The sequence below is a fragment of the Promicromonospora panici genome (genome assembly GCF_900608595.1).
Taxonomy (GTDB): Bacteria; Actinomycetota; Actinomycetes; order Actinomycetales; family Cellulomonadaceae; genus Promicromonospora; species Promicromonospora panici.
On the sequence record NZ_UWYY01000006.1, the window covers coordinates 1 to 14,275 of the forward strand.

General features: G+C 72.3%; 12 protein-coding genes and 1 pseudogene. 2 read left to right on the forward strand and 11 right to left on the reverse strand.

The annotated features are described in order from the left end of the window. Window positions 1-327: pseudogene (locus EW117_RS07895) on the reverse strand (UDP-glucose 6-dehydrogenase); the annotation flags it as partial. Between the two features lie 151 nt (window positions 328-478). Here EW117_RS07895 and EW117_RS07900 point away from each other — a divergent pair. Next, complete coding sequence (locus tag EW117_RS07900; protein ID WP_242504153.1) at window positions 479-1,279, forward strand: siderophore-interacting protein; 801 nt, start codon at window positions 479-481, stop codon at window positions 1,277-1,279. A 23-nt stretch (window positions 1,280-1,302) separates the two neighbouring features. On the opposite strand, the gene EW117_RS07905 is transcribed toward EW117_RS07900, so the two are convergent. Continuing rightward, window positions 1,303-1,914, reverse strand: coding sequence for a DUF402 domain-containing protein (locus EW117_RS07905; RefSeq protein ID WP_129785444.1), 612 nt, complete (start codon window positions 1,912-1,914; stop codon window positions 1,303-1,305). Window positions 1,915-2,053: 139 nt separating this feature from the next. Here EW117_RS07905 and EW117_RS07910 point away from each other — a divergent pair, with 139 nt between their 5' ends. Next, the gene (locus EW117_RS07910) at window positions 2,054-4,813 is read left to right on the forward strand and encodes a glycosyltransferase (RefSeq protein ID WP_129785446.1); all 2,760 of its coding nucleotides are present in this window, start codon (window positions 2,054-2,056) and stop codon (window positions 4,811-4,813) included. Window positions 4,814-4,916: 103 nt separating this feature from the next. Here EW117_RS07910 and deoC read toward each other — a convergent pair whose 3' ends face one another. From deoC to EW117_RS07955, 9 genes are all read right to left on the reverse strand, one after another. Continuing rightward, window positions 4,917-5,666, reverse strand: coding sequence for a deoxyribose-phosphate aldolase (deoC, locus tag EW117_RS07915; RefSeq protein ID WP_129785448.1), 750 nt, complete (start codon window positions 5,664-5,666; stop codon window positions 4,917-4,919). Beyond that, complete coding sequence (locus tag EW117_RS07920; protein WP_129785450.1) at window positions 5,663-6,814, reverse strand: adenosine deaminase; 1,152 nt, start codon at window positions 6,812-6,814, stop codon at window positions 5,663-5,665. The genes deoC and EW117_RS07920 overlap by 4 nt, the downstream gene beginning before the upstream one ends. Window positions 6,815-6,850: 36 nt before the next feature. After that, on the reverse strand, window positions 6,851-7,120 hold the full coding sequence (locus tag EW117_RS07925; protein WP_129785452.1) for a hypothetical protein: 270 nt from the start codon (window positions 7,118-7,120) through the stop codon (window positions 6,851-6,853). Window positions 7,121-7,133: 13 nt separating this feature from the next. After that, on the reverse strand, window positions 7,134-7,949 hold the full coding sequence (locus tag EW117_RS07930) for a hypothetical protein (RefSeq protein ID WP_129785455.1): 816 nt from the start codon (window positions 7,947-7,949) through the stop codon (window positions 7,134-7,136). Window positions 7,950-8,151: 202 nt separating this feature from the next. Beyond that, window positions 8,152-9,540 carry a thymidine phosphorylase gene (locus EW117_RS07935; RefSeq protein WP_129785457.1) on the reverse strand — a complete coding sequence of 463 codons (1,389 nt, stop codon included), beginning with the start codon at window positions 9,538-9,540 and terminating at the stop codon, window positions 8,152-8,154. Beyond that, window positions 9,537-9,965, reverse strand: a complete 429-nt coding sequence (locus EW117_RS07940; RefSeq protein ID WP_165362575.1) for a cytidine deaminase — start codon at window positions 9,963-9,965, stop codon at window positions 9,537-9,539. Before EW117_RS07940 ends, EW117_RS07935 begins: the two co-directional genes overlap by 4 nt. An 11-nt stretch (window positions 9,966-9,976) precedes the next feature. Then, a complete protein-coding gene (locus tag EW117_RS07945) occupies window positions 9,977-11,260 on the reverse strand; it encodes an ABC transporter permease (protein WP_129785865.1) in 1,284 nt (427 codons plus the stop codon). Between the two features lie 11 nt (window positions 11,261-11,271). Further along, window positions 11,272-12,639 carry an ABC transporter permease gene (locus tag EW117_RS07950; protein ID WP_129785461.1) on the reverse strand — a complete coding sequence of 456 codons (1,368 nt, stop codon included), beginning with the start codon at window positions 12,637-12,639 and terminating at the stop codon, window positions 11,272-11,274. Then, window positions 12,636-14,165: an ABC transporter ATP-binding protein gene (locus EW117_RS07955; RefSeq protein WP_129785463.1), complete on the reverse strand. Its 1,530-nt coding sequence runs from the start codon at window positions 14,163-14,165 to the stop codon at window positions 12,636-12,638. The genes EW117_RS07950 and EW117_RS07955 overlap by 4 nt, the downstream gene beginning before the upstream one ends. Between the last annotated feature and the right edge of the window lie 110 nt (window positions 14,166-14,275).

Here is a 14,275-nt window from a genome sequence, read left to right on the forward strand (position 1 = left end):
GGGGGCCCAGGCCAGGACGTCATCGATCACGGACTCGACCGACGACGTGTCGAAGAAGTTGGTGACCTCGTCGTAGTTCGTCGGGGTCGCGACGACCACCAGACCGACACCCGCGTACGCCGCGTCCTTGTCGAGCGTGGCGGTCAGGTCCAGCGGCCTGTCCCGCAGGTACTCCTCGAGCTCGGGGTCCGCGATCGGGGAACTGCCCTTGTTCACGAGATCGACCTTGACGGGGTCGATGTCCAGCGCCCACACCTCGTGATGCTGCGCGAGCAGCACCGCATTGGACAGGCCGACATACCCCGTACCGGCAACAGCGATCTTCACGACGGGACTCCTGACAGGAAAGGTCGATGACGGACCCATGCTAAAGCGCCGCGCGCCGCCGCCCCGGCGTCCGGGTGCCGACCAGGGCCTTTCATCCGTGACGCACGCCACACCGGCGCTCGCCCGCTCACGAGGTTAGGCTTACCTCACCATGTCGCAGACCACGAACGCACCGACCGGCAAGCCCCGCAAGGCGGTCCGCACGACGGCGACCGTGACCGCTGTCCGGCACCTCACGCCGCACATGATCCGGGTGACGCTCGGCGGCCAGGCCCTGGCCGACGTCGACCCCACCCCGCAGACGGACCGCTACATCAAGCTCGTGATGGCCGAGTCCCCCGAGCCCGAGGGCCGTCCCGTCCTCCGCACCTACACGATCCGCAACGTCGCCGAGTCCAGCTGGGACATCGACATCGTCACGCACGGCGACGTGGGCTACGGCGGCCCCTGGGCCCAGCGCGTCCAGCCCGGTGAGGAGGTCTCCTTCGTGGGCCCGGGCGGCGACTACGCGCCCTCCCCCGACGCCCCGTGGCACCTCCTGGCCGGCGACGAGTCCGCCCTGCCGGCCATCGCCGCCGCCTGCGAGGCTCTGCCCGACGACGTCGTGGCGCACGTCTTCATCGAGGTGGCCGACACGTCCGAGGAGCAGGAGATCGCGAGCGCCGCGGACCTGCGCCTCACCTGGGTGCACCGGTCCACGGGAGCGAGCCTGGCCGACGTCGTGCAGGCCGCCGAGCTGCCGGACGGCGTGCCCCACACGTTCCTGCACGGCGAGGCCGGCTGCGTGCGCGACCTGCGCCGCTGGGCACGCGGGACGCTGGGCGTGCCGCGCGAGCTGCTGTCGGCGTCGGGCTACTGGCGGCTCGGCCGCGACGACGAGCGGTGGCGCGCCGAGAAGGCCGAGTGGCGAGCCGCGGTGGAGCAGGACGACCTGGTGCTCAGCGCGCACTGAGCTCGGCGCACTGAGCTGAGAGCTCAGAGTGCGTCGAGCACCGCGAACCAGCGCTGGGCGGTCGCGCCGTCGTAGGGCGGCTCCCCGGCTCGGACTGCGGCGAGCAGGGCGTCGGCGTCCGCGCGGACGCGGGCCACGACGTCCGCCGGGTACCCGTACTTCACGGTGTGCTCGGCGAACTCGTCCTCGTCGTCGATGGAGTACTGCTCGCCTCTCTTGCCGTCCACGTGCCCGTCCTTCATCGCGATGACGTCGAGGTCCATGTCGACGCTCGTCGCCTCCCAGGCCGGCGCGCGACCTGCTCGCCCGCCGTCGTACCGCCACTCCGGCACGGTGGCGAGGTCGATGTACACGGCGGTGTCGTGGGGGTGCCCGTTGAACGACGGGACCCAGCCGAAGTCGCCGACGAGCACCACTCCCGGCGACTTCGCGTGGTAGCGCAGCCCAGGCCGCGAGTGGAGCGTCCCGGTCGGGTAGCCCAGCCACGCGCCGTGCTCGTCCGAGCCCAGATATGCACCGTCCAGGACCCAGTGCGGGGTGCCGTCCCACTTGCGAAAGCGCACCCGCACCGGCGTGCCCGGCTCGGTCGGCAGTGACGGCGAAAAGCCCTGGTCAGCAGGTTGTTGCGCAGACATGTCCGGGAGCCTACCGAGGCGTCGCCGGGCCGTAACCCAGGGGCACTACGCTCTGGCCACCGTCGGCTGCTCGCGCACGCTCGGATGCTCGCTGGGACGACGGTATCCGCCTTACCTGTCGACCCCACGAGGAGCCTTCATGTCCCCTGCAAGCCGCCGTCTCGCCGCGTCCGGTGAGACTGCGCACCAGGTCCCGTCCGCTGACGAGATGATCGCCGAGGCGCTGCTGGACGCCGCCGCGATTCCCCTCCACAACCCGCATCCCGATCGGCCCGACCCGATACCCGATGCCCGCCCCCTGCCGCTGCCCGACCAGGAGACCTGGGCGGCCGCCAAGGAGGCGAACCGTCAGCCGCGCGAGGTGTGGTCCGCCCCCGACCGCGCCGCGGACCGCCCCTTCCAGGAACGACCCGAGCCGCCGTCGGGCGATGCGGTGCTCACCGCCGCTCTCCGTCGTGGACTGCCCATCGACGAGGCGGTCACCACGTCCATCCGCACCACGCGCAGCCTGGACACCGCCCAGTGGCGGTCGCTGTGCCACTCGCTGATGGCCCAGCCCGACACGCGCCGCGCCGGGGTTGCCGGGGCAGCGCTGATCGCGCAGCGGGTCGGCCTGCGCGAGCTGGCGTGGGACCTGCTGCGCCAGCTCGGGCCCGACGACGCCGCGCGGCTCGCCCCCGCCGAGTACCTCCGGGCGGGCATCGCCATGGCCAACCCCGACGTCGCCCGGACGGCGGCCACCTGGGTGCGGCACGGGTTCGTGGCCGACGCCGCGGTGCTGCTGGAGATCGCGAAGCTCCTGTTCATCGCGGACGAGCCCGAGTCGGCCGCCGAGGCGCTCGACGCAGCGCGGCACGGTACCGACCTGACCGATCAGGTCCAGGCGTCGATCGACCACCTGGCCCCGTGGATCGACAAGGCCCTGCGGCCCGCCGCGCCGGCGCGGGTGCCGACGGGGCACGTGTCGTTCGCCGTCATCGACTACAAGGCGCCGGACGAGAACGTCGCGTCCAGCAACATCGGCGACACCGTGCAGACCATCGCGAGCCTGGGTCACCTGCTGCGGCACGAGGGCCTGCGCCTGCACGGCGCCGACGCCGTCGCCGAGCCCGTGCGGTTCCTCGCCGGCCGGGTGCGGCCTGAGCATGTGGTGCCCGGGCCGGGCGCCGACGTACAGCTGACCCTGGTGCAGCGCGACATGTCGCGGCTGGACGCGGTGCCGGAGAACACGTGGATGCTCGCGTTCGGCTGGTACATGCACAGCCAGTTCGACCTGCGCTTCGACTTCCCGTTCCACGAGAACCTGCAGCCGCTGTTCGTGTCGTTCCACGTCAACAAGCACGCGATCCTGACGCCCACTGCCGTCGACTACCTCAAAGCCCACGGGCCCATCGGCTGCCGCGACTGGACCACCGTGCACCTGCTGCTCAACGCAGGCGTCCCCGCGTTCTTCAGCGGCTGCCTGACCACCACCATCGACACGGTGTTCCCGGCGGGCTTCGTGCCAGCACCGGCCGATTCTCCCGCCGTGTACGTGGACACGCCCGTCCCCGAGCACGACGCCGGCAGCGAGCTCGTCACCCACCTGCACCCCTCGGTGCGGCGCAACGAGTTCGGCCAGAACCTGCACACCGCCGTCGACCTGCTCGACGCCTACCGGACCCGGTTCTCCCGCGTGGTCACCTCGCGCCTGCACGCGTTCCTGCCGTCATGGTCCATCGGGGCGGACGTCGACTTCCAGCCCCGGAACGACGCCGACATCCGGTTCGCCGGCCTGCTCGACGCCGACGAGGCGGGTCGCCGGGCCATGCAGGAGCGGATCCGGGCCGCCGTCGCGCCGGCCATGGCCAAGATCCTCGCCGGGGCCTCCCGCGACGAGGTCTACGCGACCTGGCGCGCGACGGTGGCCGACGAGGTGGAGCGGGCGCTGGCGGTGCACGACGCGCCGGTGCCCGCGCCGTCGGGCACCTGCTCAGTGGCCGACGTCGTGGCCGGCGTGCGCGCCACGCGGGTCGTGGTGCAGGCCGCCGAGCCGCGCGCCGTGCACGCGACCGGCGGGCCTACGAGGCCGCTCAACGTCGCCGTGGCCCTCGACGGGAACCTGCGCTCCCAGATGGAGGTGGTCGTCGCCGGGGTGGTGCGGCACACGGAGCGGCCTGTGCGGGTCATCGCCCTCACGCGCGACCACACGCCCGCTGACCACGACCGGCTCGCCGGGCTGTTCCCCGAGGTCACGTTCGAGTGGTACGCATGCGACGGCATCGACTACGGGACGGTGCTCGGCATGCTCAAGCACATCACCGTCGCGACGATGGACCGCCTGCTGCTGCCCGAGCTGCTGCCCCACCTCGACCGCGTGCTCTACCACGACCTGGACGCACTGTCCGTGGTGGACCTCGCCGAGCTGTACGACGCCGACCTCGGTGGCGCGCCACTGGCGGCCCGCCCGTCGGTCTCGTACAACTACCGGCACGGCATCGGGAACGTCATCCGGTCGACCCGGCTGCTGGGGCACGCCCCGGAGGCCGCGCGGGACCTGGTCCGGGCCATGACGCAGCGGCACCGGTACGGGTACCAGGGCTTCAACGCGGGCATCCTGCTGCTCGACCTGGCAGTCATGCGCGCCGACCGGTTCACCTACGAGTACGTGCCGTACGCCGAGCGGTACGGGCTGAACGACCAGGACGTGCTCAACGCGTACGCCGGGTCGCGCTACCGGCCCCTGGACCCGCGGTGGAACGCGTGGCCCACGCAGGAGATCGTCGCCGAGCCGGGACTGATCCACTGGGCTGGCCCGGTCAAGCCGTGGCACGACGACCGGTACGTGCTCCTGAAGGAGCACTGGACGACCACAGAAACCTGGCTCGCCACCCGCCGAGGTAGAACTGCAGCGAGGTAGGGCCCTGGCGAGGTAGAACCGCAGCCGGGCTGCAGTTCTACCTCGCCCTGGTTCTACTTCGCCACGGTTCTACCTCGCCCTGGTTCTACCTCGGCGAGAGGGGTCAGTAGGTGTCGGTGGAGGCGGGCGCCGGGGTGTCCCTGTCGAAGCCCGACAGGACCGCCGCCGTGCCCGACAGGCCCAGGCGTGTCGCGCCCGCCCCGATCATCTCGAGCGCGGAGTCGAAGTCCCGGATGCCGCCCGAGGCCTTCACCCCGAGCTTGCCGCCGCCCGCGACGCCGACGGTCCGCGCCATCAGCGACACGGCGTGCACCGAGGCGCCGCCGGCCGGGTGGAAGCCCGTGGACGTCTTCACGAAGTCGGCACCCGCGGCCTCCGCCGCCCGGCACGCGCCGATGATCTGCTCGTCCGTCAGCGCCGCCGACTCGATGATCACCTTGAGCACCCGGTCGGCCGGCACGGCGGCGCGGACGGCCGCGATGTCCGCCTGCACGGCGTCGAACCGGCCCGCGCGCGCGGTCCCGACGTCGATCACCATGTCGACCTCGTCCGCGTCGTCGGCCACCGAGCGGGCCGCCTCGAAGGCCTTCACGTCACTCATGTGCTTGCCCGAGGGGAACCCGCACACCGTCGCGACGGCGAGCCGCCCGGCCGCCATCTCGACCGCGAGCGAGACGAACGAGGGGGACACGCAGACCGAGAAGACCCCGAGCGCCACACCCTCCTCGACGAGCACGGCGACGTCGGCCGCCGTCGCCTCCGGCTTGAGCAGCGTGTGGTCCACGAACGCGGCGAGCGCCGCCTTGTCGTGCGGCGGCCGCGGGGGCTGGGTCGCGTCAGGCTGAGCGGTCATACGAGGGCACCTTCGACTTTCTGGAATCCGGGCACGAGTACCTGCTCCACGAGGTCACGTCGCTCGTCGTGGTGCATGAACGCACCCCAGGCGGCGGTGACGGTCACGTCGACGAGGTCGTCGAGCGTCCATCCGGCCTCGTCGACGAGCAGCTTCATCTCGTGCGTCATCGACGTACGAGACATCAGGCGGTTGTCCGTGTTGAGCGTGACGGCGAAGTCCAGCTCCTTGAGGCGGGTGATCGGGTGCTTCGCTATCGACTCGGCGGTCCCCGTCTGCAGGTTCGAGACGGGGCACAGCTCGAGCGGGATCTGGTGGTCGCGCACCCAGTGCGCGAGGCGCCCCAGGTCGGCGGCGCCGCCCCGGCCGTCGCCCGAGAGCCCCTCGGCGGCGGGGTCGCCGTCGACCACGAAGGCGATGTCCTCGATGATCCGGGCGCCGTGGCCCAGGCGGTCCGCCTGCCCCAGGTGCACGGCCTGCGCGATGGAGTCGAGGCCCGCGGCCTCGCCCGCGTGGATCGTGACCGGCAGTTCGTACTCGGCGAGGTAGCGCCACACCGGGAGGTGGCGCGACGGCAGGAACCCGGCCTCGGGTCCCGCGATGTCGAACCCGACCACACCACGGTCCCGGTAGGCGACGGCCAGCTCCGCGATCTCCTGCCAGCGGTCCCCCTGCCGCATGGCGCCCACGAGCTGGCCCACCCGGATGATGTGACCGTCGGCCGCAGCGGCGGCGATGCCGTCGTCGATCCCGGCCTGCACGGCCTCGACGGCCGCGGGCAGCGAGAGCCCGCCGTCCTGGTGCTGCTCGGGCGCCCAGCGCTGCTCGGCGTAGACGATGCCGTCTGCCGCGAGGTCCAGTACGGCCTCCCGGGCGATGCGGGCCAGGTTGTCGGCCGTCTGCATGACGGCGATCGTGTGCTGGAAGGTCTCGATGTACCGGACGAGCGAGCCGGAGTCGGCGGCGTCGCGGAACCAGGCCGCGAGCGACTCGGCGTCGGCGGCGGGCAGCTCGTGGCCGGCCGCGTCCGCGAGCTCGAGGACGGTCTGCGGGCGCACGCCCCCGTCGAGGTGGTCGTGCAGCACTACCTTGGGCAGGGCGCGGATCAGCGCCTCGCCGGGGCGTGCCCCGGGGTCTTGCGTGGTCATGCTCACAACCTACCGCCAGGCACCGACAACCGGCCGTCAGCCGGTGCCCCCGACGGCCTCTGGACCGCTCTCCTCGTCCTCCTGCACGGGGACGTCGAGGGCCTGCTCGACGACGTCCGCCTCGTTGGCCGAGCCGTCGGTATCGGGGCGCGGCGTGTCCGGGACGTACTCGTCGGGCTCGTGCGTGGGGTCGACCTCGGGAGGCGGAACGTACTCGTCGGGCTCGTGCCTCGTGTCGACCTCGGCATCCTCGGAAGGTTCCAGGCCGGCGTCGCGCCACGAGTCGCGACCAGGGAGCGTGCTCATGAGAACCTCCTCGTCAGCGGGCTTCCATCGTCTCCCGCGTACGGTCCGCTTGCCACTGCCCGGCGCGTTCGGGCAGCAGCACCCAGGCGATGTGCGGCCAGCCGCCGAGCGCCGCCGTCAGCGCCTTGCGGACGCGCGCGGCGGTGCGGTCCGCGGTGGACTGCGACGTCTCCGACCCGCCGGACGGCACGGGCGGCGGGTCGAGCAGTGCGGCCACCGGGACCGTGTGCAGCCCCGCGCCCGACGGCTCGTACAGGACGGCGCTGCCCTCGCTCCCCTCGCCGTCGGCCAGGGTGAGCAGCACCACGTGGCGCGGGACGGCGGAGTCCCAGCCGCCCGTGACGTCGCCGCCCGTGTACAGGGGTACCGGGATGCCCGCGCGGGCGCTCGCCACCGCGGCCTCCAGCAGGGCGCGGGTCCCGGCGACCCGGTGGGTGTAGCGGACGCCGCCGTAGCTCGCGAACCGCGCGGCGCCCCACGGCGGGGTGCCGTACGTGCGCGGCCAGCCCGCCACCACGAGCCCACGCCGGTTGGTCGCCGCGTGGATGGCGTGCTGCAGCCGCACGAACCGCCCCGCCGGGTCCTCGCTCGCGAGCCGCAGCGCCGCCCGGGGGTCACCGGCCAGCCCGAGCATCGCCAGCACCGCCGACCCGCACGTGGTCTCGTCCACCTGCACCGCGGCGGCGATCGTGCCGTCGAGCGACGGCAGGTTCAGCCGCCGCGGGAAACCCACGGTGCCGGTGCCCCGCTCGCGGGCCAGCGGGTCCAGCACGGACCGCCGGGCGCGCGTGGTCACCGACTCGAGGTGCCGGTCGACGTCGTCGGGCACGAGTGGTCGTTCGAACCGGCCCTGGGGTGGCGGGTCCGGCACCGGACCCCGGAAAGCACGCATAGCGCCGAGCAGGGACGAAAGGCGCAATGTCGACGACATTTCGTCAGGCTAAGCCGGGCCGGAGCGACTCGCCGGTCCGCCACGCTGACGGACGCGGGTGACCCGGGCGGGCGCCGGCCGACGGCCCGCCCCGCCCGGGTCAGCCGATCCGGTCCAGCACCACCGACCCGTCCGCCGCCAGTGCGGCTCCGACGAGGGCGCCCGCACCCACGTCCATGGTCGGCACCGAGCCGGCCATGCCGGCCAGCCCGCTGCCGAGCACGCCGGCCCTCGCACCCTCCGGCTCCACCGTCCAGCCGCCCTTCAGCGCCTCGCGCGCCCGGCCGAACCGCTCCGGGGTATCGGTGTGCAGGGTGAACAGCGGCTGCCCGGCAACCACCGGCTCGCCCGGTTTCACGTGAATCTCGATGCCGGCCGCCGCCTGGACGGCGTCCTCCTTGCGTACCCGGCCGGCGCCCAGGCGGTGGACGGCGACCCCCACCGCGTAGGCGTCGAGCGAGGCCAGCACGCCGGACTCCGCCGCGACGACCGTCTCGGTCTCCTTCGCGACCGGTAGAGGCGCGTCGACGTCGCCGCCCTGCGCCGCGATCATCGCGCGCCACTTGTCCATGGCCCGGCCGTCGGCCAGGGCCTCGCGCACGTCCGCCTCGGAGGCGGGGCGGTCCGCGGCGGTCAGCATCTCCATCGCGAGCGCCACGGTGAGGTCGACGACGTCGGACGGCCCGCCACCCGCGAGCACCTCCAGGGACTCGCGCACCTCGAGGGCGTTGCCGGCGGTGCGCCCGAGCGGCACCGACATGTCGGTGACCAGGGCGACGGTGCGGACACCGGCATCGGTCCCGAGGTCCACCATGGTGCGGGCGAGCTCGCGCGCGCTGTCCAGGGTCTTCATGAAGGCGCCGGAGCCGACCTTCACGTCGAGCACGAGGGCGCCGGTGCCCTCGGCGATCTTCTTGGACATGATCGAGCTGGCGATGAGCGGGATCGCCTCGACGGTGCCCGTGACGTCGCGCAGGGCGTACAGCTTGCGGTCGGCCGGGGCGAGGCCCGCGCCGGCGGCGCAGATGACGGCGCCGACGGAGTCCAGCTGCGCCATCATCTCGTCGTTCGACAGCGAGGCCCGCCAGCCGGGGATGGACTCCAGCTTGTCGAGCGTGCCGCCCGTGTGGCCCAGGCCGCGGCCCGACAGCTGCGGCACGGCGACGTCGAACGCCGCCACCAGGGGCGCCAGGGGCAGGGTGATCTTGTCGCCGACACCGCCGGTGGAGTGCTTGTCCGCCGTCGGCCGGGAGAGGCGAGCGAACGACATGCGCTCGCCGGACTCGATCATCGCGTGGGTCCACCGCGAGATCTCCGCGCGGGACATGCCGTTGAGCAGGATCGCCATGGTCATCGCGGACATCTGCTCGTCGGCCACCACACCACGCGTGTAGGCGTCGACGAGCCAGTCGATCTGCGCGTCGGTCAGGGACTCCGCGTTGTCGCGCTTGGTCCGGATGATGTCGACGGCGTCGAAGGGCTCGGTCATCGCTGTGCCTCCCGCACGTGGTCCAGGTCGCCCGGCCCGAAGGCCTGCGGCAGTACTTCGGTCATCGGGACGACGCCGATCGGGGTGTCGACCAGCAGCTCGGGCCCGCCGTGCTCCCAGAGGATCTGGCGGCAGCGGCCGCACGGCATGATCGTCTCGCCGAGCGCGTTCACGCAGGTGAAGGCGGCGAACCGCCCGCCGCCCGACATCACCAGCGCGCTGACCAGCGAGCACTCCGCACAAAGGGTGACGCCGTAGGCGGCGTTCTCGATGTTCGCGCCGGTGAGCAGGCGGCCGTCGTCGGCGAAGGCCGCCGCACCGACCTTGAAGTCGGAGTACGGCGCGTACGCCTGGTCGACCGCGTCCCGGGCCGCCGCCCGCAGGCCCGCCCAGTCCACCGCGCCCGCGGGATCCGCAGCGTCCACGTCCGGCCTCCTCAACCCTTGATGTACGGCTCGCCCGAGGCGGCCGGCGGGCGCGAGCGCCCCACCAGGCCCGCGACGGCGAGCAGCGTGACCACGTACGGGATCATGAGCATGAACTGGCTCGGGACGGGCGAGCCGACCACGGACAGCACGTTCTGCAGGTTCGACGCGAAGCCGAACAGCAGGCCCGCGAACGCGGCCCGGATCGGGTCCCACTTGCCGAAGATGACGGCGGCCAGCGCGATGTAGCCGGCGCCCCCGGTCATGTTCTCGCCGAACTGGCTCAGCTGGACCGTGGTGTAGAACGCGCCGCCCAGCCCGGCCACGGCGCCCGCGACGAGCACGGCGTTGTAGCGGGTGCGCACCACGTCGATGCCGACGGTGTCGGCGGCCTTCGGGTGCTCGCCCACGGCACGTAGCCGCAGGCCCCATTTGGTCCGGTTGAGCGCGTACCAGACGGCGGGCACGGCGATGAACATCAGGTAGATCAGCGCCGGCTGCCGGAACAGCACGGGGCCGAGCACAGGGATGTCGGACAGGATCGGGATCGGGATCGCCGAGAACCGGGTGGTCGAGTTCAGCGTCTCCGCGGCGGGCACCAGCACCTGTGAGTACAGGAAGCTCGTCAGGCCGACGACCAGCACGTTCAGCACCACACCGACGATCACCTGGTTCACGTGGTACGTGATCGCGAACAGGCCGAGCACGAGCGACACGAGGGCACCCGCGACAACGGCGGCGACCAGGCCGGCCAGGGCGCTACCTGTGATCGAGGAGACGACCGCCGCGGTGAACGCGGCGCCGAGCAGCTGCGCCTCGATGGCGATGTTGACCACGCCCGCTCGCTCGCCGATCACGCCGCCCAGCGCGCCGTACACGAACGGCACGGACCAGAGCACGGCGCCGCCGAGCAGACCTACGATCGACAGGTCGCGCGGGCTGCCCGCCCCGGCCCAGGCCAGGAAGCCCGTCAGACCGGCCAGGACGAACAGGGACACCAGCCACAGCGGCGTCCTGGTCCCGCGCGCCGTGAGCACGACGACGGCCGCCGTCACCGCGAGCAGGATCGCCCCGCACACCCACGCGAAGGCCACCGCGGGCACCACGATCACCGGGATCTGGAAGAAGTCGCTGCGCTGGGACAGCAGGAACCTCGTATCGCCCGAGTGCGGGACCGCGACGAGAAGCAGCGCGTACAGCACGGTCACGGAGAGCAGCACGCCCGCCGTCTTCCAGGACACGACGGTCACGGTGCGCGTCGTCTCCGAGAGCGGCGCGTCCAGCTGGGTGGTCATGTGGTCGGCGCTCACGCGGCCGCCTCCTTCCGGTTCCGGGTCGCCTTCGGCTTCTTCTTGGGTGCCCGACGCCGGTTGGGGTCCGGCAGCCGGAAGATCGCCCGGATCAGCGGCGGCGCGGCGATGAACAGCACGATGAGTGACTGGACCACGAGCACGATGTCGCTCGGGACGCCCTCGGCGGCCTGCATGGTGGTGCCGCCGGCCTTGAACGCGCCGAACAGGATGCCTGCCGCGAGCACGCCCCACGGGCTGGAGCCACCGAGCAGGGCGACGGTGATCGCGTCGAACCCGATGCCCGCGTCGATGTCGGAGCTGAAGCCCGTGGTGACACCGCCCAGCACCTGCGACGCGCCGGCCAGGCCGACGAGCCCACCGGCGACGAGCATCGAGCTCACGGTGGCGCGGCCCGTGTCGATGCCGGCCACCCGCGCGGCGCGCGGGTTCTCCCCCACGGCACGGAACGAGAAGCCGGCCGATGAGCGGTTGAGCAGCCACCACACGCCGACCACGGCCAGCAGCGCCAGCACGAAGCCCCAGGTCAGGTTGAACCGGTCCCCGAGCAGGGGCGGCAGCTGCGCCGACTCGGGGGTCGGCGGCGTCTTCGGGTTGGACGATCCGGGCGCCTGCAGCAGGCCCGGCGTCGCCAGGAGGTAGGCGATCAGGTAGAACGCCACGTAGTTCAGCATGATCGTGACGATCACCTCGTGCGCCCCGGTGCGAGCCTTGAGCAGGCCCGCCAGCCCCGCCCACAGTGCACCCGCCGCGATACCTGCGACGAGCGCCATCAGCAGGTGCAGCGGGAACGGCACGCCGCTGACGCCGAAGCCGACCCAGCCGGCTGCCGCGGCGGCGACCAGCATCTGTCCCTGGCCACCGATGTTGAACAGGCCGGCCCGGAACGCGAGCGCCACGCCGAGGCCCGCCGCGATGAGCGGGGTCGCATAGCTCAGCGTCTCCGTGAGCGGGCGGATCGCGGTGACGAAGTCCGTGGCCTGCAGGTTCACCACCGAGCCGCGGAACAGCGCCGAGTACGCGCCGCCGATCGCCTGGCCCAGCGCGACGAAGGTGTCGAGGGGCCGCGCGAAGAAGTACGCCGAGGCCTCCTGCACCCCGTCGTTGGTGAAGGCGATCATGATCGAGCCCGCGGCGATGGCGAGCAGCACGGCGCCCACGGACACGGTCCAGGGGCTGCTCATGGTCTGGTGCAGGGCCTTGGCCAGCCGGCCGGCCGTGTCGACGGCGGCGTCGCCGACCGGCCCGGTGGCCTCACGCGCCCGCTCTTGTTCCAGCTCCTCGGCGGTGCCGGGGTCGAGCCCGGGCTCCTGCTCGGGGCCCGACCCCGAGCTCGATGCCGTGTTGGACTCCGGCGCGCTCACGCGACCTCACCTCTTCCCTTCGCTTCTTCCGGGGAGATCCCCGCCATCATCAGGCCCAGCACGTCGCGCGGGGTGTCCGCGGGCACGACGCCGACCACCGTGCCGCGGTACATCACCATGATCCGGTCGGCGAGGGCCACCGCCTCGTCCAGCTCGGTGGAGACCACGACCACCGGCACGCCGGCGTCGCGCGTGGCGACGATGCGTTTGTGGATGAACTCGATGGAGCCCACGTCCACGCCGCGCGTCGGCTGCGCCGCGACGAACAGGCGCAGGTCGCGCGACAGCTCGCGGGCGAGCACGACCTTCTGCTGGTTACCGCCCGACAGGCGTCCCACCGGCGTCGTGATGCCCTGCGTGCGGACGTCGAACTCGGCCACCTTTTCCTCGGCGAACTGGTCGCGGTAACCCAGCTGCAGGGCGCCGCCCTTGACGAAGGGCGGGCCGTCGGAGCGGTCGAGCATCAGGTTCTCGGCGATGGTGAACTCGCCGATCAGGCCGTCGAGCGTGCGGTCCTCTGGCACGAAGCCCACGCCCTCGTCGAGGATGTGCCGCACCGAGCGGCCGACCAGCTCCTTGCCGTCGAGCGTGATGCTTCCGGACACGTCGGGCTCCAGGCCGAGGAGCGCCTCGGTGAGCTCCGTCTGCCCGTTGCCCTGCACGCCCGCGATCACGAGCACCTCGCCGCCGCGCACCTCGAAGGTCACGTTGTCCACCACGACGGTGCCGGACTCGCTGGTGACCACCAGGTCGCGGACCTTCAAGCCGTTGTCGTGCAGCGTGGGTGCGTCCTTGTGCACCCGCAGCTCCACGGAACGGCCCACCATGAGCGAGGCGAGCTCGGCGTCGGACGCCGTGGGCAGGGCCTCGCCCACGACCTTGCCGTGCCGGATCACGGTGATGCGGTCCGCCACCTCGCGGACCTCCCTCAGCTTGTGGGTGATGAACACGATCGCGGAGCCCTCGTCGCGCAGCTGGCGCATGATCGCCATGAGCTCGTCGGTCTCCTGCGGGGTGAGCACCGCCGTCGGCTCGTCGAAGACCAGCACGTCCGCGTTCCGGGAGAGCGCCTTGATGATCTCGACGCGCTGCTGGACGCCGACCGGCAGGTCCTCGACCACGGCGTCCGGATCCACGTGGAACCCGAACCGGGCGGAGATCTCGTGCACCTGCGCGCGGGCCGCCTCCAGGTCGAGCCGCCCGCCGCCGCGGGTCTGCTCGTGGCCGAGCATGACGTTCTCCGCGACGGTGAAGACCGGCACGAGCATGAAGTGCTGGTGCACCATGCCGATGCCGGCGGCCATCGCGTCACCGGGGCCGGCGAACTCCTGGACGACGTCGTCCAGGAGGATCTCGCCCTCGTCTGCGTCGTACAGGCCGTAGAGCACGTTCATGAGGGTCGACTTGCCCGCCCCGTTCTCGCCCAGGAGCGAGTGGATCTCGCCCGGCTGGACGACCAGGTCGATGTGGTCGTTCGCGACGAGCGCGCCGAAGCGCTTGGTGATACCGCGCAGCTCGAGCCGCATGGTTGTCCTTCCTGACGGAGGTCCTGCTCATAACAGGTCCCGGGGCACACGGCGTGAGCCGTGCCCCCCGGGACCATCTTGCGTCAAGTCTCGGTCACTGACCGATCAGC

Bases quoted from the DNA above. Each gene is read 5' to 3' on its own strand.
- EW117_RS07910 (WP_129785446.1), top strand. From the start codon at position 2,054: ATGTCCCCTGCAAGCCGCCGTCTCGCCGCGTCCGGTGAGACTGCGCAC.
- EW117_RS07925 (WP_129785452.1), bottom strand. From the start codon at position 7,120: ATGAGCACGCTCCCTGGTCGCGACTCGTGGCGCGACGCCGGCCTGGAA.
- deoC (WP_129785448.1), bottom strand. From the start codon at position 5,666: ATGACCGCTCAGCCTGACGCGACCCAGCCCCCGCGGCCGCCGCACGAC.
- EW117_RS07905 (WP_129785444.1), bottom strand. From the start codon at position 1,914: ATGTCTGCGCAACAACCTGCTGACCAGGGCTTTTCGCCGTCACTGCCG.
- EW117_RS07920 (WP_129785450.1), bottom strand. From the start codon at position 6,814: ATGACCACGCAAGACCCCGGGGCACGCCCCGGCGAGGCGCTGATCCGC.
- EW117_RS07935 (WP_129785457.1), bottom strand. From the start codon at position 9,540: ATGACCGAGCCCTTCGACGCCGTCGACATCATCCGGACCAAGCGCGAC.
- EW117_RS07900 (WP_242504153.1), top strand. From the start codon at position 479: ATGTCGCAGACCACGAACGCACCGACCGGCAAGCCCCGCAAGGCGGTC.
- EW117_RS07955 (WP_129785463.1), bottom strand. From the start codon at position 14,165: ATGCGGCTCGAGCTGCGCGGTATCACCAAGCGCTTCGGCGCGCTCGTC.
- EW117_RS07945 (WP_129785865.1), bottom strand. From the start codon at position 11,260: ATGACCACCCAGCTGGACGCGCCGCTCTCGGAGACGACGCGCACCGTG.